Origin of the sequence: Campylobacter sp. MIT 12-5580, assembly GCF_005406235.1 — a bacterium.
Taxonomy (GTDB): domain Bacteria; phylum Campylobacterota; class Campylobacteria; order Campylobacterales; family Campylobacteraceae; genus Campylobacter_D.
Window position 1 is genome coordinate 1 of record NZ_NXLK01000002.1, and the last position, 20,073, is coordinate 20,073.

Annotated in this window: 20 protein-coding genes; all 20 read right to left on the reverse strand. The window is 34.7% G+C overall.

Going from position 1 to position 20,073, the window contains the following annotated elements; genetic code table 11:
* Nucleotides 1-284 precede the first annotated feature (284 nt).
* Complete coding sequence (gene luxS / locus CQA38_RS01860) at nucleotides 285-773, reverse strand: S-ribosylhomocysteine lyase (protein WP_137632316.1); 489 nt, start codon at nucleotides 771-773, stop codon at nucleotides 285-287.
* Between the two features lie 75 nt (nucleotides 774-848).
* On the reverse strand, nucleotides 849-2,231 hold the full coding sequence (gene dcuC, locus CQA38_RS01865; RefSeq protein WP_137632617.1) for a C4-dicarboxylate transporter DcuC: 1,383 nt from the start codon (nucleotides 2,229-2,231) through the stop codon (nucleotides 849-851).
* Nucleotides 2,232-2,322: 91 nt separating this feature from the next.
* On the reverse strand, nucleotides 2,323-3,414 hold the full coding sequence (locus CQA38_RS01870) for a DNA adenine methylase (protein WP_137632317.1): 1,092 nt from the start codon (nucleotides 3,412-3,414) through the stop codon (nucleotides 2,323-2,325).
* Nucleotides 3,407-5,272, reverse strand: a complete 1,866-nt coding sequence (gene recQ, locus CQA38_RS01875) for a DNA helicase RecQ (RefSeq protein ID WP_137632318.1) — start codon at nucleotides 5,270-5,272, stop codon at nucleotides 3,407-3,409. The genes CQA38_RS01870 and recQ overlap by 8 nt, the downstream gene beginning before the upstream one ends.
* Before the next feature lie 153 nt (nucleotides 5,273-5,425).
* Nucleotides 5,426-5,968 carry a hypothetical protein gene (locus tag CQA38_RS01880; RefSeq protein ID WP_137632319.1) on the reverse strand — a complete coding sequence of 181 codons (543 nt, stop codon included), beginning with the start codon at nucleotides 5,966-5,968 and terminating at the stop codon, nucleotides 5,426-5,428.
* A complete protein-coding gene (locus CQA38_RS01885; RefSeq protein WP_137632320.1) occupies nucleotides 5,968-7,101 on the reverse strand; it encodes an AAA family ATPase in 1,134 nt (377 codons plus the stop codon). The genes CQA38_RS01880 and CQA38_RS01885 overlap by 1 nt, the downstream gene beginning before the upstream one ends.
* Before the next feature lie 20 nt (nucleotides 7,102-7,121).
* A complete protein-coding gene (gene infC / locus CQA38_RS01890) occupies nucleotides 7,122-7,637 on the reverse strand; it encodes a translation initiation factor IF-3 (RefSeq protein ID WP_137632321.1) in 516 nt (171 codons plus the stop codon).
* Complete coding sequence (gene thrS / locus CQA38_RS01895) at nucleotides 7,634-9,499, reverse strand: threonine--tRNA ligase (protein ID WP_137632322.1); 1,866 nt, start codon at nucleotides 9,497-9,499, stop codon at nucleotides 7,634-7,636. Before thrS ends, infC begins: the two co-directional genes overlap by 4 nt.
* 102 nt (nucleotides 9,500-9,601) lie before the next feature.
* Nucleotides 9,602-10,405, reverse strand: a complete 804-nt coding sequence (locus CQA38_RS01900) for an undecaprenyl-diphosphate phosphatase (RefSeq protein ID WP_137632323.1) — start codon at nucleotides 10,403-10,405, stop codon at nucleotides 9,602-9,604.
* Nucleotides 10,406-10,464: 59 nt separating this feature from the next.
* Nucleotides 10,465-11,082, reverse strand: coding sequence for an ABC-type transport auxiliary lipoprotein family protein (locus CQA38_RS01905; protein WP_137632324.1), 618 nt, complete (start codon nucleotides 11,080-11,082; stop codon nucleotides 10,465-10,467).
* 1 nt (nucleotide 11,083) lies between these two features.
* Nucleotides 11,084-11,908 (reverse strand): MlaD family protein, encoded by an 825-nt coding sequence (locus CQA38_RS01910; protein WP_137632325.1) that lies wholly within the window; start codon nucleotides 11,906-11,908, stop codon nucleotides 11,084-11,086.
* A gap of 3 nt (nucleotides 11,909-11,911) precedes the next feature.
* Nucleotides 11,912-12,637: an ATP-binding cassette domain-containing protein gene (locus tag CQA38_RS01915; protein WP_137632326.1), complete on the reverse strand. Its 726-nt coding sequence runs from the start codon at nucleotides 12,635-12,637 to the stop codon at nucleotides 11,912-11,914.
* Nucleotides 12,637-13,734: an ABC transporter permease gene (locus CQA38_RS01920; protein ID WP_137632327.1), complete on the reverse strand. Its 1,098-nt coding sequence runs from the start codon at nucleotides 13,732-13,734 to the stop codon at nucleotides 12,637-12,639. Before CQA38_RS01920 ends, CQA38_RS01915 begins: the two co-directional genes overlap by 1 nt.
* A complete protein-coding gene (gene tkt / locus CQA38_RS01925) occupies nucleotides 13,731-15,629 on the reverse strand; it encodes a transketolase (protein ID WP_137632328.1) in 1,899 nt (632 codons plus the stop codon). Before tkt ends, CQA38_RS01920 begins: the two co-directional genes overlap by 4 nt.
* Before the next feature lie 12 nt (nucleotides 15,630-15,641).
* Nucleotides 15,642-16,481 carry a polyprenyl synthetase family protein gene (locus CQA38_RS01930; RefSeq protein ID WP_137632618.1) on the reverse strand — a complete coding sequence of 280 codons (840 nt, stop codon included), beginning with the start codon at nucleotides 16,479-16,481 and terminating at the stop codon, nucleotides 15,642-15,644.
* 8 nt (nucleotides 16,482-16,489) lie between these two features.
* Entirely contained in the window at nucleotides 16,490-17,614 is a 1,125-nt protein-coding gene (locus CQA38_RS01935) for a PDZ domain-containing protein (RefSeq protein WP_137632329.1), read from the reverse strand.
* Nucleotides 17,614-17,913, reverse strand: a complete 300-nt coding sequence (locus CQA38_RS01940; protein WP_034905286.1) for a YbaB/EbfC family nucleoid-associated protein — start codon at nucleotides 17,911-17,913, stop codon at nucleotides 17,614-17,616. Before CQA38_RS01940 ends, CQA38_RS01935 begins: the two co-directional genes overlap by 1 nt.
* A 59-nt stretch (nucleotides 17,914-17,972) precedes the next feature.
* Nucleotides 17,973-19,256 carry a UDP-N-acetylmuramoyl-L-alanyl-D-glutamate--2,6-diaminopimelate ligase gene (locus tag CQA38_RS01945; RefSeq protein WP_137632330.1) on the reverse strand — a complete coding sequence of 428 codons (1,284 nt, stop codon included), beginning with the start codon at nucleotides 19,254-19,256 and terminating at the stop codon, nucleotides 17,973-17,975.
* On the reverse strand, nucleotides 19,253-19,795 hold the full coding sequence (locus CQA38_RS01950; protein WP_238386903.1) for a histidine kinase: 543 nt from the start codon (nucleotides 19,793-19,795) through the stop codon (nucleotides 19,253-19,255). Before CQA38_RS01950 ends, CQA38_RS01945 begins: the two co-directional genes overlap by 4 nt.
* Complete coding sequence (locus CQA38_RS01955; RefSeq protein ID WP_137632332.1) at nucleotides 19,776-20,048, reverse strand: NifU family protein; 273 nt, start codon at nucleotides 20,046-20,048, stop codon at nucleotides 19,776-19,778. The genes CQA38_RS01950 and CQA38_RS01955 overlap by 20 nt, the downstream gene beginning before the upstream one ends.
* Between the last annotated feature and the right edge of the window lie 25 nt (nucleotides 20,049-20,073).

Below are 20,073 nucleotides of genomic sequence, written 5' to 3' on the forward strand. Positions count from 1 at the left end.
TCCTTACCTTGTTTAAGCTTTGTGTTTTAAGGCTTTATTTAACTTAACTTTTACTCTTTCACGCAAGCCTTGTTTGATTGTTTATGATGATGGGGCTTGGGTTATTTTTGCTTATAAGAATTTAATACCAAAAATACTCAAAGATAGATAATAAAAATAAATGAAAATTCTAAAAGCAGTTTTTAAATAAAGATGAAATTCAAATCTTATTTAAACTTCATCTTTTTGAGGTAGTGATAAAATAGTCTTTTACGATCTATCTTGCATAATAAGCACAATTTGGCTTATGCTAAATCCTTCAATAAAAGCTCTTGAGTATTCATTATACCAATACCACTATCAAGCACCTTTTGAGCGATAGCCTTTGCTTCATCGATAGAATGAAGCTTGCAAGTGCCACACTGAAATTCATTTGCTTCTGGAATTTGAGTCGCACGAACAACATCTTGCATACTTGCAAGCCACGCTTTTTTCACGCTTTCATCATCTGGCGTGCCAATAACACTCATATAAAAACCGGTGCGACAACCCATAGGCGAAATGTCAATAATCTCAACTTCATTTGAATTCAAATGATCTCTCATAAAACCAGCAAACAAATGCTCTAAAGTGTGAATGCCTTTTTCTGGTAAAATATCCTTATTTGGCACGCAAAAACGCAGATCAAACACGCTTATAGTATCACCTTTTGGTGTTTTCATCGTTTTTGCTAGACGCACCGCTGGAGCTGGCATTTTGGTATGATCTACCTTAAAACTATCAAGTAATGGCATTTTTTCTCCTTTTGTTAAAATGTGTGCTGAAATGATACCCTAAATTTAACAAACAAAAAACCTTAATATACAACATTACCAAGTAAAACTCCAAGCCACGATGATATTAACAAGCATAGCTACAAGTAAAAGTGGGGTTGTTCTTTTAACTATGGCTATAGGACTTATCTTTGAAAATCCTGCTAAAACAAGTATCCCGCCAGCGATCGGCGAAGCTGCGCGCCCCAAACAAGAAGCGATCTCTATAGGCAAAACCAAAACTATAGGCTCTATATGAAGCTTTGCGGCTATATCTGGGGCAAGTCTTCCAAAGGCATTAAACGCAGCAATGCCACTTCCCATAATCACACTAGCAAAATACACAATAAAGCTTAAAAGTGCTATGCTTAAGATCACAGCTGAAGCTCCCATAGAAGAAATAGCATTAGCCACTATCCCTATACCACCAAGTGCTTTAATACCCTCAGCAAAAACAGAAGCAGCGATGATAATGCTTACAACCGAGATGAAAATATCAGCCATAGCCTTAATGATCACTACCATATCTTCGCCAAGTTTTTTAGCGTTTCTGTGTCTTGCGTATTCAAGGATAAACACTATGGCAATGCTGATAAAATTTGCAGTAATCACATCAAGTTTAACTTGTAAAAAATACGCCACAAAAAGAAAGACTATAGGAAGCCAAGGTAAAAAGATATAATAGGTAGGACATTGTGGATTTTCAATCTTTGGAATTTCAACCTCTTCGTTGTTAATGCCTTTTATCCTATCTCTTTTATCCATAAAAGAAAAGTAAAATGGTATCAACACAGCGATTAAAACCACATAAGCGATCACACTATAAATTTGATAATTTAAAAACAAACCTATAACATTGTCTTTTTGCCCAACCATCTCAGCCATGTTAATGGAATTTCCATCTTTTGGACCATAATCAAGTGCGATTAAAGAAAGCACACTCACAGCAGTAATTGGGCGAATTTTAAGAGCAAGCAACACCGGATAAATACAGGCAAGAAGTAAAATAAGCAAGCCAGCATAACTTGAAATCACGATCTTAAGTGCCATACCCACTACAAAAGTGCCGCTTAAAACGAGATATTTGTTTTTTACCTTAGCTAAGGGTTTGTTTGCAAGATAAGCAAGTTTTGCTGAAGCATTAATGTGCTTCATAAGCGCTGCAAAACCTGCCACAGACATGATAATAAGCCCCACCCCAGCTAAGTTTTTCTTAAAGGTATCGCTGATAAAAACAAAACTATCCATGATGTTGCTTAAAAAAGTTGCTTCAGTGTGCTTAACACTACTTGGGATAGGCACTCCACTTAAATAATATGCTGACATTAAAAAGATTATGCCAGAAAAAAAGAAAATGAAAATGGGATTGTAATTTTTAAGCACCAAATAAGCTACTATAGCTACGCCTATGAGAGTAAAAAGAATTTGCAAGCTTTGCATGAGCTTTTCCTTTGAGTTTTTATAAAATATTGTATCACAATTTGAACTTTTTCTTGAATTTTGCAATGTTTTTTCGTGCGAGTTTTACTTTTTAGCTTTTCACTAAGATATAAAGGTGCTCTTTAATATGCAAGGCTCTATCTTTGAGATTGCGACTTGCTCTAAAGGCTGGGTATTTTTGCTCTAAAATGTGGCATTTTCCAAGTTTGGCAAGCTTTTTTAAAAACTCCTCTTTTTTGATAAAACCTTCGTTATTATAAGAAAGCAAGATGATTTTTGCCTTTGTATGTGAGATCAACTCAAATAAAGCCTCACTAGCTAGCCTTGCTTTGTTAAAATCACTCCTATTCCACTCTTTTGGTATGCCTGAAACCTTTGAGATTTCATTTGGTTTTTTATAAGTAGCGATTAAATTAAGCATAAAATAATTTGAAGCGTAAGGGTGCTGATTATAAGGTGGATCAAAATACGCTAAATCCACACTATCAAGTTCTTTAGCAAGGCTTAAAGCATCTTCTTGTCTAACTTCAAAGGGACAAGAAAAATTTGAAAATACAGGCATTTTAAGGCTCATTTGTCCTTTTATGCGTTTAAGTGCATGTTCTCCTGTGCCACCAAATTTACCAAGCCCCATTTTATCCTTATAAAAGCCCTTAAAAACTCCACTTGTATTTGCATGCACACTGGCTTCATAGATGAGAGGAGCAATGAAAAAATGCTGCAAGGAGCTTGGAATTTCTTTGCTAATAAGCTGTCTCATTGAGTCAAGATACAAAGCATTTGCTGGGGTATAAAATACTCTTTCACCAGCCTTGATCTTAAGTTCATCTTTTGGGGCATAAAGTTCGCTGATAAAGCCTTTTTGAGGCTTTAGATTATGGCTTAACTTATGATGATAATTTTGCAAGCTTTGAAGCTCTTTTTGACTAGGATTTGCTAGATAACATTCATTGATAATTTTTGAGTAATGCTCTAAATCATTTGCAATGATAAAACTTGAATGAGCCTTAGCAAAACGTGACACCACCCCACTTCCACTAAAAATATCCAAAAAGCTTAACTTTTCTTTTTTCAGCTCTTGTTTTGCAAATTCAAAACCTTGCTCTAAAAAGGGTAAAAGCGAGCGTTTATTGCCTAGATAAGTGATGATTTGTTCTTTTAGATAGGCTTTATTTTCACTCATGTTCTACCTTTGAAATGAGGCTTAAAAAATCTTTCGCATAGTTTTTAAATTTTTCTTCGCCTACTCCAAAGACTGCTTTAAACTCAAGCTCGTTTTGAGGTTTAAGCTTACACATAGAAATCAAACTTTTATCGCTAAAAATCATAAAGGCTTTTTTGTTTTCATGTTGTGCTAGCTTTAATCTTAGCTTTTTAAGCTCTAAAAACAAAGCTTCGTCTTTGCTTTCAAGCTCAAAACTATGAGCCTTGCTTTTTGGTATTTTGCTTTCTTTTTCGAGCATATGCTCTTTATCTTCTAATCTTGTTTTTAAAAATACTTTTTCATTATTAAAAAGCACCTTTTTAGCCTTTGGCAGGGTTTTTAAAACAGGATATTTGTCCTTGCTTTGCTCTAAAAGCTTTAAAGTTAAAAGCTCTTTGATGAGTGTATCAACTTCAGCCTTGCTTTTTTCTTTCATCAAGGCAAAGGTAGAAAGTTTGTCAAAGCCTAAATTCACAGCTCTTTGACTTGATATACCTCTTAGAATTTCACTCACAAAGCTTATACCAAAGCCCTCATTCATTCTAATGATACAAGAAAGGATTTTTTGAGCTTCTATGCTAATGTCTTGAAGCTCAAACTCACTTTTACAATTGATACAACAATCACAATTTCTCCCCAAATCCTCCCCAAAATAAGCTAAAATATAGGCTTTTAAACATTCCTTATGAAAAGCAAAGCCTTGCATAGCCTCAAGCAGTTTAAGCTCGTTTTGAATGAGTTTTTCAGCTTTATCATCAGTGCAAATAAGCTTTTTATTCATCATTATATCGCCTTCATTAAAAAGCAATAAACAAGAGCTTTTAAGTCCGTCCCTACCGGCTCTGCCTATTTCTTGATAATAATGCTCCAAATTTTTAGGCAGATTAAAATGCACTATAAAACGTATATCTTTTTTATTAATCCCCATACCAAAAGCATTTGTAGCAACCATAATACTTGTTTTACCTTGCATAAAACTCTCTTGTGCTTTTAGCCTTTCATCAGCCTCCATTCCAGCGTGGTATTTTTCACACTCAAAACCCTCTATATAAAGCCTTTTGTGTAATTCATCTGTGATTTTTCTTGTCATACAATAGACTATGCCACTTTGTCCTTTAAAATCTTGCAAAAAGGTAAATAATTTAGCAAATTTTTGCTTTAAACTGCCCTTAAAAAGCTCTAAATACAAATTTTCTCTATGAAAACCAGAGCTTAAAATGAAAGGATTTTTAAGCCTTAAAGCTGAGATAATATCTTCTCTAACCAAAGGCGTAGCTGTAGCTGTAAAAGCTGAAACTACGACTTTTTGTCCAAGTTTTTCTATAAAATCAGCAATTTGCAGGTAAGATGGGCGAAAATCCTGCCCCCAAGCACTAATGCAATGTGCCTCATCAACAGCGATTTGAGCGATTTTTTGCTTTTTGATAAAATTTAAAAAAGCCTCATTTTGCAAGCGTTCAGGACTAACATAAAGCAGTTTTACCCTAGCTTTTCTAAGCTCTTTAAAAACTTCCTCATTTTGACTTAAATCTTGAGTGCTGTTTATACAAAAAGCAGGGATATTTTTACTTTGAAGCTCAAAAACTTGATCTTGCATTAAAGAATTAAGCAGAGTGATAACCAAAGTAAGTCCATCTAAAGCCAAAGCAGGAAGCTGAAAACACAAAGACTTCCCAGCTGAAGTAGGCATTAAAGCCAAAACATCTCTTTGGGCTAGAATTTCACTCATAAGCTCAAACTGCCCTTTTCTAAAGCTTGTGTAGGAAAAATGTTTTTTGAGTAAGGAAAGGAGTTCTTCTTTACTGGGTTGATTGCTAGTTGAGGTATTTTTATACATTTAAAGTGGGCTTAATTTTGATATTTTTTCACAGCAGAAAAAGTCTAGGTTTATTTTATATTTAGGGATTCTACCTTGATTTAAGAATATCACTTTATGTAAATCGGCTTGCATTATTCTTATTATCCTTGTGTAATAATTAGTTATAAACAACTATAAATCAAAACAATTAATGTTTTTTGCATTGAATATTTTTTTATAATGTGTTTTTGCTTCATTTTTAATATTAACAAAAACTAGAATTTTATTAAAAACTTTTATTTGCTTTAATTCCGCTTCAATTGCGTTGCGATGGATATTAAAAGAAAGACGATGTCTAGGAGCGTGTTGTTCATAAACCACATATGCACGAATAGTTAAATTTTTGTGGTTTATATTATTTTGCTGAAATATTTTTTGCAGGATTTTAAAACTATCCTCAAATTTTTTCTTTAATTCTCCTTCACCATGAATTGTCGTATTTTTAGCAAATTCTATACAATAGACTTCTTGTATACCTTTCAATTTTAAAGCATCAAAAGAACTTGGTTGTTGTGCTGGCTGTTCTATATAATTTTTCCATTCTTGTTTTATAAATTCATCGAAATAAATCACCTTATCATCACTTTCACATATAAAATTGTCCTTACTAGCAGCTTCTTTAAGTCTTACTTCATAATTTTTGAAGGTGTTTTTCAGTTTTAATAAATCCGCCATTAATATTCCATATTTTTATAGTCTAATTCAGCTAAAACATCAAAAGGTTTTTCAAGAGCTTTATAAATTTGTTCTAGTGTGGCTGAATTATCATTTTTTATCTTTTCAATTATTTTTTTATTTTTATCCGCAAAATAAAAATTTACAAATTGCCTTCCAAACTCTTTTTCATATTTTCTACCATATTTATCAATAGCTTCTATTATATAAGGACTATGTGTATTAACGATGATAGGAATTTGAGCTTCTCCTGAAAGTCGAACAAAAATTTCAGCAAGCTTTATTTGCCATGCTGGATGTAAGTGATTTTCTGGCTCATCAAAAATTAAAAGCTTATTTTTCCTTGCATGTCCATTTCTAAGTAAGATTTGAATAAGTCCAAAAAATTTAATCCCTGTTGCAACATTTTTAAGGGCTATATCAATGTATTCTTCATTGTTCTTTTTACGAAATTTGAAATTTTTATTTTCCGGTTTAACTAAGGTTCCGCCAATGATTTCACTAATAGAATCAATAATATATTGAATTTGGATATCCGCATCATTAAGTTTTTTTTCTAATAAGTCAAAAACATTTTTCATTAAAAATGGATAAAAAATCCTTTTTTGTCTTTCTTCAATTTGCTCAATTTCTTTCCTTTCTTTTTTACCCAACGAATCAAAAAAATCATACCAATCCCAGACAAATGGGGTTTGTATCATTGTGCAATCCCATAGTGATATTTTTTTATTCCCTTGTTTCTCTAAAGTTTTGCATTCATTTTCTACTATAGGAAAAGTGACGGAGCAATCAATTTGTTTCAAAGAAATGCTTCCATTTTTGCTAATTTGATTTTCAAAAAGAGGACGCATAAACTTGTTATTAAACGCGCTTGCGACAACAATTGAATAGCTTGCATCTTTTTTATTTTTTTTATAATTAAAAGTCCTATTTTTATGCTCTTGATAAGAAGCAACATTGAGTGCCTTGATTGTAGCAACCAAAGCTTTTCCTACAGTGCTTTTACCGCTATCATTTTCTCCTGCAATTACGCTAAGTCCTGAAATATCAAGTTTTGCTTCTTTGATAGGGCCTATGTTTTTAAGCTCTAAATCGATTTTATTGTTATCGAGCTTTTCATTTAAATTTGGCATAAGTCACTCCTTTATAATATTTATTTCCTAGGCACCACAAGCATATTGACATAGCGTCCTTCAAAATTTGGTTCTTTGTCTCTGCTTGCTTTATCTTCTATATCTTGCCATATTTTTTCAAGTAAGGCTACGCCAGCTTCTGGGCTAGCCATTTCGCGTCCTTTTAAGAAAACTCTAAATTTGACATGTTTGCCTTGTTCTAGGAATTCAAGAGCGTGTTTTACCTTGTAATTGATGTCATTTTGGGCGATTTTTACTGAGAGTTTGATCTCTTTTATGTCTATGACTTTTTGTTTTTTCTTGGCTTCTTTTTGCTTTTTTTCTTGTTGGTAGCGGTATTTGCCAAAGTCCATGATTTTAGCAACTGGAGGTTTAGCATCAGGGGCGATTAGCACTAGATCAAGTCCTTTATTTTGTGCTAATTTTAAAGCCTCATCACGTGATAGCACTCCAAAAACTTCTCCACCATCGCCAACGCATCTTAGCTCGCTTGCTCTTATTTCTTCATTAAGAAATACTTCTTTTTCCTTACTCAAAACACAACCTCATTCATTTTTTCCTTTATCAAAGTGTAAAAGTCCTCAAGGCTTATATTTGCCTGAGTTTTAGCTCTTCTATCCCTTAGAGCAACGCTGTTTTGTGCCACTTCCTCATCGCCTAAAACGATAATCATTGGTAATTTTTGCTTTTCTGCGGTGCGGATTTTTTTACTTAAACTTTCATTTTTATCATAGATAGCTGAATCAACCCCACACTCAAGCAAGGCTTTTTGAATGCTTTTTGCATAGTTTATATGATTTTCATTGATAGGCACTATACCCACTTGAATTGGAGCGATGAAAAATGGAAATTCGCCTCCGCAATGCTCAGTTAAAATGCCTATAAAGCGTTCAAAAGAGCCTAAAATAGCTCTATGAAGCATTACAGGACGTTGTTTGGTATTATCACTTGCGGTGTATTCAAGCTCAAAACGTTCAGGCAGGTTAAAATCCACTTGTATAGTCCCACACTGCCATTTTCTTTTTAAAGCATCAGTAATTTTTATGTCTATTTTTGGACCATAAAAAGCACCGCCACCCTCATCTATGCCGTATTTTAAGCCTTGTTCATCTAAAGCTTCTTTTAAAGCCTTTGTAGCATGTTCCCAAACCGCATCACTTCCTATAGCCTTAGCAGGCTTGGTTGAAATTTCCATCTCATATTCAAAGCCAAAGGCTCGCATGAGTGAGCTTACAAAATCAAGTATTTCTAAAACAAGCTCTTTAATCTGAGCTGGCATACAAAAAATATGTGCGTCATCTTGAGTAAATTCACGCACCCTAAAAAGTCCGTGCAAAACCCCGCTTTTTTCGTGCCTATGCACAAGTCCGTATTCAAAGTATTTTATAGGTAAATCCCTATAACTTCGCACCTCACTTTGATAAATTTTAATATGTCCTACGCAGTTCATCGGCTTTATGCCGTATTCTTGCTCATCAATGTGCGTAAAATACATATTTTCTTTATAATTATCATAATGTCCGCTGATCTTCCATACCTCAGCCTTTAAAAGCTCAGGTCCTCTTACAGGCTCATAGCCTCTTAAGCGGTGGATTTTGTATAAAATTTGCTCCAAACGACTTCTCATTTTTGCACCATTTGCAAGCCACAAAGGCAAGCCTCCACCAATTTGCTCATCAAAGGCAAAAAGTTTAAGTTCATTGCCAAGTTTTCTGTGATCTCTTTTTTTAGCTTCTTCTATGATGTGAAGGTATTCTTTTAGGCTTTGTTTGTCTGCAAAGGCTGTGCCATAAATGCGTGTAAGCATTTCGCGTTTTTCATCGCCTCCTAAATAAGCTCCAGCCACACGAGTGAGTTTAAAATGCTGTAAATACTTTGTATTTGGCACATGAGGACCACGGCATAAATCCTCAAAATCCCCTTGCTTATAAATGCTTACCTTACCCTCTGGAATGCGTAGCATAACTTCTTGTTTTAAGTCATCATTTTGAAATTTAAGCTTTGCTTCGCTTTTGTCAATTTCATATTTGCTGATGTCAAGCTTTTGTTCAGCATATGCTCTCATCTTAGCTTCAATACGAGCTAAATCCTCTTCATTAAGCCTAGCATTTACTCTAAAATCATAATAAAAACCCTCATCAACCACAGGACCAACAAAAAATTTAGCCTCAGGATACAAAGCTTTAATAGCCTGAGCCATCAAATGCGCACAAGAATGACGCAAAAGACAAAGGCTGGCTGGGGAATTATCAAGATAAAGTTCTTGAAATTCACTTGTTTTTGTGCTATCTTGTAGGCTTTGAGTATCAAGGATAAAATCACTTTCATAGTATTCTTTGGGGCTAGCTGCAGTGCTGTTTGTTTTTGTGTAGGCAATACATTCTTTGCTCAAATTCATAAACTCCTAAAAAATAAGTATAATTGTAGCTTTGCAAGCCTTAAGCTTATTTTAAATTTCATAAAATTTTTATAAAAAAGAGCTAAAATCATAAAATACAAATCAAAACTTGAAATTTTCAGTATTTAAAATACCGCTTGCAAATAAAATCAAAAATAAAATTCCTAAGATAATGCGGTAATACCCAAAAGGCACAAAATCAAATTTAGAGATAAATTTAAGAAAAAACTTAATCACAAAAACAGCCACCACAAAAGCTGTAACAAAGCCTACAAAAAGAGGCATAAAAGCATTTTGTGCTAAGAGTATTTCATGGTTTTTAAAAATATCATATCCAGCTGCTATAAACATAGTAGGAATGGCAAGCAAAAAGCTAAACTCAGCTGCTGTTTTTCTATTTAAGCCAAGCAATAAGCCTCCTATTATGCTAGCACCACTTCTTGAGGTGCCAGGAATCATGGCTAAAGATTGGATTAAACCTATAAAAAAAGCATGCTTAAAACTTACTTCATCAAGGGTATTGATCGCATAAGTTTTATTTTTATGTGCTTTTTCTATAAAAATAAAGACAAAACCCCCAAAAATAAGCATAAAAACGACGATAAAAGGATGAAAAAGTGTATCGATAAAAGAAGCTACACCCAAGCCAATAAGTCCAGTTGGGATAAAACCAAAGGCAAGTTTAAGCCAAATTTCAAGGCTCCTACTAAGTTTTTGCCAAAAAACAAAAATCACAGCCAAAATAGAACCAAGCTGAATGATGATAAGAAAAGAACGCCAAAAATCATTTATTTGTATGTTTAAAACGCTAGTAGCAAGGATCATATGTCCTGTTGAACTTACAGGCAAAAACTCAGTTAAACCCTCTACCACACCTAAAATAAGAGCATTAAAAATATCTTGCAAATGCCACCTTTAAAAGAAATTCAAAAAAGGCATTTTACTTAAACTTTTTAAATCAATCATCATTGTGCCGTTTTTATTTCACTTTCAAGCCAAAAAACAACTTCATTTCCAAGCTGATTTAAGGCTGTGTTAAATGCTTCAATCACAGCATTGATGTTTTGTTCTTTTATATTGGTTTGAAATTTAAAATGCTTGTGAGCAAGGATTTTATTGTTTTTTGCGTCGATTAAATTGACACTTAAAGCTGTATTAACAAAGCTTTTATCTTTTTCAAAAACCTGCTCAAAATTATGCAATCTACTTTCTAAAAACAAATCCGCATTTGCTTGGGTATTATAGCTTAAAACAGCCTTAAAAAGTTCGCTTTGCTCAAGTTTATATGCAAGCAAGGCTTCAAAAGCACTACTTGGCGAGCTTTTAAATATATGTTTAGCATATATACCAAATTCGCCATTTTGAATATAAGCAATTTCATTACTCTTAAGATAAAGCAAGGCTTGCACAGAATTGATTTTAAGCACTTTATTTTGCGCGCTAGAAAGCTTTTTCATACTCTCATCGCTTTGAAGCAAATACGCATTTAAAGCAGGCTGGGGCTTAGGACTTAAAGAGCAAGCACTGATAAACAAAAGGCTTATAGATAGTAAAAATATGCTTTTTATCGCTTTTGCTTTCATTTTATTCTCCTGGGGCTAATTTTTTTTGCGTACTTTTAAAAAGCAAGTCAGAAGGGTTTTGCTCTAAATTTGCACTTAAAGCATTAAGCCTTATAAGCAAGCTTTCAAGCAAGGCAAGGCTATTGTTTAAATTTGAATCAAGATTATTTAAAGCCAAAGAGCCTTTTTGACTAAACTCAGAAAAATCATTTGACGCAAGATACACAGAATCAGCAGCCTTAGCTACTTTTGAAGAAGCTAGGCTTAAATCCCTAAGCGTTTGTGAAAAAAATGCTGAGGCTGAGGCTGAATTCTTTAAAAGTATGGAGAAATTTTTTACATTTTCATCGCTAAGTATCATTCTTGCACTTTGATTAGTATAATCAAGCAAGTCAAAAAGCTTATCGCTTTGCTTATCTATGGTTGCTAAAAAGCTTTCTTTGGTTTTAATGATCGCGATATTTTCATCACTTGTTTGAAGCGGCACTGATGTGCTTTCATCACTTTTTAACTCTATATACTTAAGCCCTGTGATACCTTGAAGTTGCAAGGTTGCATAGGTGCTTTCATAAATGGGCGTATTGGCTTTAACTTTTATGAGTATTTTTACCCCTATGCCATTTTGTGCGTCTATGCTTGTATCCTCCACACTGCCAACCTCAACCCCAAGCAATCTTACCGGTGCTTTTATACCAAGTCCTGAGATTGATTCTTTGGTATAAATTTGATAAAGCTTAAATTCTTCTTTATGTGAAAAACCACTCATAAAGATCAAGACAAATAAGCTTGCAAAAAATACCCCAAAAACAAAAATTCCTATCCACAAATAATTTGCCCTATTTTCCATACCCTACCCCATAAATCTTTTATACAAAGCCTCATCTTGAGCTAAAAGCTCGCTTTGAGTGCCAAGAAAAGCCACTTTTTTATCCTTTAAGATCAAAAAGCGATCCAAAACATTTTTCATAGTTTCTTCATCATGTGTAACCATAACAATGCTAAGTTTAAAGCCTCGTTTAAGACTTAAAACAAGTTCATCAAATTCCCTTGAGCTATGCGGATCAAGCCCAGAACTTGGCTCATCTAAAAACAAAAGCTTAGAATCAAGCGCTAATGCCCTAGCAATAGCCACCCTTTTTACCATACCCCCACTAAGCTCACTTGGAAAAAGCGTAGCCACACTCTCATCAAGCCCAGCCATTTTAAGCTTCATAAAAACAAGCTCTTTGATAGAGCTTGGGCTTAATTTGGTGTATTCTTTTAAAGGTAAGGCTATATTTTCAAAAACATTAAAAAAACTAAAAAGTGCGCCAAATTGAAACACCACTCCCCAATTTTGCCTCAAAAAAGCAGCGTCTTTTTCACTGATATTGCTTAGTTTCTTACCAAAAATTTCATACTCCCCACCATCAAAATGCTCAAGCATCAACATTTGCTTTAAAAGCACTGATTTTCCGCTTCCAGAACCACCTAAAATACCAAAAATTTCATTTTCTTTTACCTCAAAACTCACCCCATCATGAATGCATTTTTTACCAAAGTTAGTGATGATATTTGAAGCTTTAATCACATTCATTAAATACCTGCCTGAGTTAAAAAAACAGAAAAAATCGCATCAAAAGCAATCACCCAAAAAATCGCATTTACAACGCTTTTTGTCGTGTAAATTCCTATGCTTTCTGTGGTATTTTTTACTTCAAAGCCACGAAAACAAGCAATAAGTGCAATCAAAAAGCCAAACATAGGAGCTTTAGCTACACCTATAATGATATGCTTGAGCTCTACAGCTTCTTTAAAACGGCGGATAAACTCCATATAATTAATGCCTAAATTTAAATCTGCTATCACCATACCCCCAAGTATGCTCACAAAATCAGCCACGATGACGATTAAAGGCATAGCTAAGGTTAAGGCTACAACGCGTGGTAAAATGATAAAGCGAGCTGAGTCAAAGCCCATAGTATTCATAGCATTAATCTCATCAGTGATTTTCATCACCCCAATTTGGGCTGTATAAGAGCTTGCTGATCTACCAGCTATAACAATGGCTGCGATTAAAGGGGCGATTTCTCTTGTAGCTGAAATACCTACTAAATCAACGATAAAGATATTTGCCCCAAATTGAGCGAGTTGATATGCTGCTTGATAAGCTAAAACCACGCCTACAAGCAAAGAACTTAAAGCAATGATACCCAAAGCCCTTAAAGCACTATGTTCTATATGATATAAAAAGGCGATGAAACGAAATTCATGGGGGCGACGCAAGCAATGAAAAAAGCTTGCAAAAACCATGCCTGTAAAAATGATAAAACGTTTAATCGCTTGTAAATTTGCTAGGCTTTTCTTACCAAGTAGAACCAAAAAATCATCATATTCAAAGCCTTTTTTTTCTAAAGGTAAATCCTGAGTATAATTTTTCTCACAAAGCCTAAACAGATCAAGAGTGGCTTCATTTAAATTTATCCTTGAAAAAGCAATATTGCTTGCCTTAAGCTCATTTTCTAAAGCCAAAAAAAAGCAAATGCCGGCTGTATCTATGCGAACAAGGGCGAAGAAATCAAACACTACACTTTTAGCATCTTTTTGAATTTGCACGGAGTTTTTTAGGCTCATTAAAGTGTCTTTATCCCACACTCCAGTGATTTGAATTCTTTGCTCTTTAAGCTTATTCATCGCTTCAGCACAAACTCACATAGCTTATTTGGCTCAAAACCAAAGTATGCAAACACATCTTTATCTTTGCCACTTTCACCAAAGCTTTCTATACCAAAAACCCTATCACAAAATTTATAAAGTTCATTTGAATGAGCGGCTTCAACGCCGATAACCTCGCCTTTTAAAAGCCTTTCTTGATAGCTTTTATCCTGCTTTTCAAAAAGTTCATAACAAGGCATAGAAACAACATTAACTCGCTCGCCCTTATTTTCTAAAAGCTTGGCCGTTTGCAAACAAAGACTTACTTCACTTCCACTTGCTAGAAGGGTTATACTAGCATTATCAGCCTCTTTAAGCAAATACGCTCCATTTTTTACATCCCCAAAAACACCCTCATTTAAAGCCTCAAGTTTTTGACGGCTTAAAACGAAGGCACAAGGTAAATCCTGAGCTAAAGCAAAGATCCAAGCCTTAACATTTTCAACCCCATCAGCTGGACGAAAGGTCAAGAAATTTGGCATGGCTCTAAAGGTGCTAAGTTGTTCTATAGGCTGGTGCGTTGGTCCATCTTCTCCAACTCCTATACTATCGTGCGTAAAGATAAAATAATGCCTTAATTTCATCAAAGCACTGAGCCTTGCAGCCGGTTTTAAATACTCACTAAAGATAAAAAAAGTTGCTGAAAAAGGCACAAAAAGCCCATATCTTGCAAAGGCATTATTTATCGCTGCCATAGCGTGTTCTCTTATGCCAAAATGAATGTTTTTTCCTTCTATAAAATCCCCCATAGCTTTAAGCTCGGTTTTATTACTTGGAGCTAAATCAGCTGAACCTCCCAAAAAGCCTTCTATCTTAGCAGCAATGGCATTTAAAATTGCACCATTACTATCTCTAGTGGCTACGCTTTTACCCTTAAAGTCTGGATACGCAACTTCATTAAAATTTGGCTTTAAAAGCCTTTCAAGTAAGTCTTTTTTGCCTGATTTTTCAAGCAGACTTTGCCATTTTGCCTCTTCTAAATCTCCAAGCTCTAAGCCTGCACTAAAGGCAAATTTTACCTCTTGACTGATAAAAAAATCTTGATTTTCATCAAAATGAGCTTTTGCTTTTGCTCTTTTGATAAGCTCAGCTCCTAAAGGTGCACCATGGCTGTGGTGTGAGCCTTCAAGCTCTAGAGCACCTTTGGCGATTGTAGTTTTTGCGATGATTAAACTTGGCTTTTTGCTGAGTTTTGCAAGCTCTATGGCGTTATTTATCGCATCAAAATCATGTCCATCAATCTCATCAACACTAAAACCTTGTGCTTCAAATCTCATTTTAACATTTTCGTTAAAGGCTAAACTTACATCGCCTTCTATTGAAATGGCGTTGCTATCATAGATTAAGATGAGATTGTCAAGCTTATGAAGTCCAGCTAAAGAACAAGCCTCATAACTAATGCCCTCTTCTAAGTCCCCATCTCCACAAAAACAATACACCTTGTGATTGATAAGCTCGCTACCAAGTAGGTTTTGAGCTTTTTTAGCCGCCATAGCAAAGCCTACTGCATTTGCTACGCCTTGTCCTAAAGGACCTGTGGCTATTTCTACCCCGCAAGTGCTGATCTCTGGGTGTCCTGGAGTTTTTGAATGCAATTGGCGGAAATTTTTAAGCTCATCTAAACTTAAATCATAACCACTAAGGTGTAAAAAGCTATAAAGCAAAGCTGAGGCATGTCCGCCTGAAAACACAAGACGGTCGCGGTTAAGCCAGCTTGGATTTTTAGGATTGTGCTTTAAATGAAAGCTTAAGATAGTAAGGATATCAGCTAGTCCCAAAGGCGCGCCTGGGTGTCCTGAATTTGCCTTTTGCACCATATCAGCGCTTAAAAATCTTAAAGTATCAGCTTGTTTTTGAAGTAGATCAAAATTCATTTTTATTCCTTTTTAAAGATAGGTTTGCACCAGTGTTTTTAGGCTTAAAGCTAAGTTTTTATCTAGTGTGTCAAAGGCTTTAAGGCATTTTGCATTTAAATCCTCTTTTGCCTTTAAAGCCCCCTCAAGTGAGAGTAAATTCACAAAAGAGTTTTTGTGGGTATCATGCTTTGTTGGCTTTCCAGCAAGCTCTTTGGTGCTTGTTGCATCAAGTATATCATCATTGATTTGAAATAAAAGCCCTAGATCAAGTCCTAGTTTATAAAGCTCTTCGCATTCTTTAGTATTAAATTTACAAATCAAAGCCCCCATTTGAAGACTTGCTGCTATAAGTTTTGCGGTTTTGTGTATATGCAAAAACTCAAGCTCTTTTAAATCAAGCTTTTTATCCTCAAAAAAGCAATCCATAGCCTGCCCTATAACCATACCTTTAAGCCCAGCATTTAAAGCCAAACTCTTAACAAGCTTTATTATAAGCTCAGCTTCAAACTCAGCCTCACTTAAAAGTAAAAAAGCCTCAGTATTTAAAGCATCGCCTACTAAAATCGCTGTAGTTTCATCATAAGTCTTATGTAAAGTTGGCTCACCTCGCCTAAAATCAGCATTATCCATAGCCGGTAAATCATCATGAATAAGCGAATAAGTATGGATAAGCTCTATAGCTAAAGCCACTTTTAAAGCTTTTTCAAGCAAGATAGGCTCTTTTACACTAACCACATTTAAAAGAAGCTGGGCTCTAAAATGCTTTCCTCCAGCTTTTAGCATTTTAGCTAAGGCTTCATTAAAAAAAGGATGAAAACTTTGCACTTGGGGCAAATTTGCATTCAAATACGCTTTGAAAAGCCCCAAAATATCGTGCTTCACTTCGTAAGCCTTATAAAAAACTGAAACATTCCATCGCCTATTGGATTTGAGTTTTGCTCTTGTATAGGTAAATTTTTACTCGCTCTTGATATGAGTATATTCAGTTCATTGTTTGCATTAAAAGCTCTTTGTAAATCATCTTGAGAATTGATGATTTGATTATTTACCCTTAAAATTTTATCGCCCACCAAAAAGCCGGCTGTACTTGCTTTGCTTCTTGGTTCTACCCTTACAATGTTTAAGGCTCTATTTACGCTTAAGCCCAAATTTGAAGTAAAAAGTGCTCTAGCAGCAGCTGCAGCTGCTTGTCTTTGACGCACATTTGGATCAAGAGCTGCACTCATCGCCCTTGCACTTGAACTTAGAGTGCTTAAGTCTTTATTAAAAACTTCAGTTGAGATATTTAAGTCTTGATTATCTCTTAGCACTCTAAAATACAGCGTCGCGCCACGATCGGCAAAGAGAATTTTTTCATTCAGCTTGCGTAAATCATTGGCTGCCTCTCCATCAAGGCTTACAACCTCATCATTGACAAGAAATTGTCCGCTTTTTCGCACATTTTGCACATAAATTTTATTATCTCTAAAAGCAAAATCCACACCCACATCGCCCCAATACACATCATTGTATTTTGCAAAATGATCTAAATAACGATTACCTATAAAAGAACCATCACTTAAACTAATACCAAGCATAGAACAACAAGGCGTGTTAAGCTGTCCTACCTTAGTTGCAAAATCAAGCTGATCTCTTTCATCTAAATTTTGAGCTAAGTATTTTAAATGCCCTATATAAGGAGTTTTATCATCAATTATACCCACCCAATCATTACGAGTGAGGTTTTGCTCATCATATCTTTTAGTAGGAAATAAGCTAAAATCAGTTCTTACAAGGTATAAATTTAAAAAAGGATCGTATTTGACATAGCGGTTGAGTTTTTTGCCATTTGCCGGTAAAACAGCGAGTAAATTTTCACTTAAAGCAAAGGCTTGCAAGCCCTCATACACTAAAACACTGGCTTTATTTTTGACAAAGCACGCTGCAAAGTCTTCAAATTTAGGACGCTCAACCCCAAACACAAAAGATATACTTACAAAAAACAATAAAAGGTATTTTTTCATCACCTAAATCCTCCTAAAATATCTCCAGCCAAGCTTTGTCTGCTTTGATTCACCATGGCAAGAGCATCATTTATAGCTGAAATGAGTAAAATTTGCAAAGACTCTTTATCCTCAAGCAAACTTTCATCAATGCTTACATCGATGATCTCGCCCTTACCATTTGCACTTATTTTTACCAAACCACCGCCACTTTTAGCACTAAATTCTTTCTTGCTTAATTCTTCTTCAAATTCCTTAGCCTTTGCTTCTGCATTTTTAAGCAATTCGCCAACCTTAGAAAAATCCATATTTTCAAACATATATTTCCTTAAATTTTTAAGTAATTTTAGCTAAATTTTGATTATAAATCATTTTTTTATCATTTTTTTAAAAGCTCTTGCACCACTTCTTTGTCGCTAAATGGGTATTTTACGCCTTTAATTTCTTGATAATTCTCATCGCCTTTTCCCAAAATCACAACAAAATCGTCTTTAGTTTGTAATTTTAAAGCTTTTTCAATGGCTTTTTTTCTATCCACTTCAATAAAAACATTTTGCATATGCTCTTTGATACCACTTTGAATATCTTTGATGATAGCCATAGGCTCTTCACTACGTGGATTATCACTTGTAATGATAAGTGTTTTAGCGTATTTTAAAGCACAGCGAGCCATTAAGGGGCGTTTGCTTTTATCACGATCCCCTCCTGCTCCAAAGACTACGATTAAAGGCTTATAATTTAAAGCCTCTAAAACTTTTTCTATACCATCTGGAGTATGAGCAAAATCAACGATGACACCACAAGCTACACTTTCTATCCTGCCCTCAACACCCTTAAATTCGCTCACAGCTTTTTCTAAAGCCTTTATATCACATTTTGTAAGTTTAAGCACACAAGCAAGCGCTGCAAGGAGATTGTATAGATTAAAAAGTCCAACAAGAGGAGAATGAAAATTTAGCTCCTTATCTTTACACACAAGCTTTGCACTAATACCCTTGTTTAAATCATAGCTTATGATCTTATAATCAGCCTCATTTTCAACCGCATAAGTAAAGGCATTTTTGGGGTTATATTGTATGACTAAAGCGTCTTTGTTGATGAATTTCAAGCTTTTCTCATCTGTAAAAAAGCTTTCTTTTGCTTCTTGATAGGCTTTAAAACTCTTGTGAAAATCTAAATGATCTTGACTTAAATTAGTAAAAATTTTAGCTGCAAATTCAAGGCTTTCTATACGATTTTGCACCAAAGCATGAGAGCTGACTTCCATGATAAAAAACTCACATTTAGCCTTGCTTGCCTGATAAAGATAAGACAAGGTTTTTAAAATCGGCGAGGTCGTTAAGCCTTTTTCATCAACCAAAACTCCATTTAAAAACGCCCCTCTTGTGCCACATAAAAAAACTTTAAAGCCAAGTTTTTGCAAGAAAAAGGCTATCATATTTGCCGTGCTTGTTTTGCCATTTGTGCCTGTTATGCCAATAAGTTTGATGTTTTCATCTATGTTTAAAAGTTTTTTGCATTCTAAGGGCGTGATAATCTTTAGTTTTTTTTCCTCAGCTTGCCTTATAAAGCTTTCATTTTGAGCTGTTTTAAGCCAAAAATCATTTGCTTCACATTCTAGGGTGTTATCGCTTATAAAGCCTTGCTCGCAGTGAATTTTCATTTTTTGCTTTCTAAAAGGCGAACTTTGAGCCTTTCAAATTTTTGATTTCCACTAAAAATCGTGCTTGTGTTTTCAAGATAATTAAGCATTACTTCTTCATAGCCATTATCAAGTAATTTTTCTAAAAAGTCTAAAAAATCATTTTTATCGCTAATGATAAGCTTGTTCGCAAAGATCACATTTTCAAAGCTTTGCTTAAAACCAAGCTCTTTTTCACTTTCTAAAAAGTCCTTATAACTTAGAGCTTTGTTTTCATCATCTTTAAGATTTTTAGCCAAATTTGATCTTGATTCACTGACATTTAAAAGCTTTTCCATATCCTTGACTATGCTTGCGTGCTTATAATGCTTTAAATAAAACTCAAAAAGCAAAACCGCTTCTTCATAGCTTGTTAAAGCAAGCGTGCAAAGGCTAATAAAGACTAAAAGCTTTTGATTTTTGCGTTTTTCATATGCAAGGGCAAAAAAAAGCTTGGCATTATGAAAGTCATTTTCTCTAAATGCTTTTATACCAAGTGCTTTATAACTTTGCGAACTCATCTTTACCACCATTTAAATTGATCAAAGTTAAATCAGGATGAATGTCGATTTTAAGATTTTTTTCAAGGGCATATTTTAAAGTCGTATGGCTTGCCACACAACCGCTACACGCTCCTATAAGTTTGATATACACCACTCCATTTTTTACGCCCAAAAACTCAAGCCCCCCGCCATCTCGCTCAAGTATGTAAAGGTTTTTAGCCAAACTTGCTTTAGCTGGTTCTATAAGTTCTTCATCACTAAAAGGAAGCATTATTTTCCTTAAAAATTTTCTTTAT

What these genes read in the sequence shown, in the direction of transcription:
- luxS (WP_137632316.1), bottom strand. Translation starts at nt 773, where the DNA reads ATGCCATTACTTGATAGTTTTAAGGTAGATCATACCAAAATGCCAGCT.
- dcuC (WP_137632617.1), bottom strand. Translation starts at nt 2,231, where the DNA reads ATGCAAAGCTTGCAAATTCTTTTTACTCTCATAGGCGTAGCTATAGTA.
- CQA38_RS01870 (WP_137632317.1), bottom strand. Translation starts at nt 3,414, where the DNA reads ATGAGTGAAAATAAAGCCTATCTAAAAGAACAAATCATCACTTATCTA.
- recQ (WP_137632318.1), bottom strand. Translation starts at nt 5,272, where the DNA reads ATGTATAAAAATACCTCAACTAGCAATCAACCCAGTAAAGAAGAACTC.
- CQA38_RS01880 (WP_137632319.1), bottom strand. Translation starts at nt 5,968, where the DNA reads ATGGCGGATTTATTAAAACTGAAAAACACCTTCAAAAATTATGAAGTA.
- CQA38_RS01885 (WP_137632320.1), bottom strand. Translation starts at nt 7,101, where the DNA reads ATGCCAAATTTAAATGAAAAGCTCGATAACAATAAAATCGATTTAGAG.
- thrS (WP_137632322.1), bottom strand. Translation starts at nt 9,499, where the DNA reads ATGAATTTGAGCAAAGAATGTATTGCCTACACAAAAACAAACAGCACT.
- CQA38_RS01905 (WP_137632324.1), bottom strand. Translation starts at nt 11,082, where the DNA reads ATGAAAGCAAAAGCGATAAAAAGCATATTTTTACTATCTATAAGCCTT.
- CQA38_RS01910 (WP_137632325.1), bottom strand. Translation starts at nt 11,908, where the DNA reads ATGGAAAATAGGGCAAATTATTTGTGGATAGGAATTTTTGTTTTTGGG.
- CQA38_RS01915 (WP_137632326.1), bottom strand. Translation starts at nt 12,637, where the DNA reads ATGAATGTGATTAAAGCTTCAAATATCATCACTAACTTTGGTAAAAAA.
- CQA38_RS01920 (WP_137632327.1), bottom strand. Translation starts at nt 13,734, where the DNA reads ATGAATAAGCTTAAAGAGCAAAGAATTCAAATCACTGGAGTGTGGGAT.
- tkt (WP_137632328.1), bottom strand. Translation starts at nt 15,629, where the DNA reads ATGAATTTTGATCTACTTCAAAAACAAGCTGATACTTTAAGATTTTTA.
- CQA38_RS01935 (WP_137632329.1), bottom strand. Translation starts at nt 17,614, where the DNA reads ATGAAAAAATACCTTTTATTGTTTTTTGTAAGTATATCTTTTGTGTTT.
- CQA38_RS01940 (WP_034905286.1), bottom strand. Translation starts at nt 17,913, where the DNA reads ATGTTTGAAAATATGGATTTTTCTAAGGTTGGCGAATTGCTTAAAAAT.
- CQA38_RS01945 (WP_137632330.1), bottom strand. Translation starts at nt 19,256, where the DNA reads ATGAAAATTCACTGCGAGCAAGGCTTTATAAGCGATAACACCCTAGAA.
- CQA38_RS01950 (WP_238386903.1), bottom strand. Translation starts at nt 19,795, where the DNA reads ATGAGTTCGCAAAGTTATAAAGCACTTGGTATAAAAGCATTTAGAGAA.
- CQA38_RS01955 (WP_137632332.1), bottom strand. Translation starts at nt 20,048, where the DNA reads ATGCTTCCTTTTAGTGATGAAGAACTTATAGAACCAGCTAAAGCAAGT.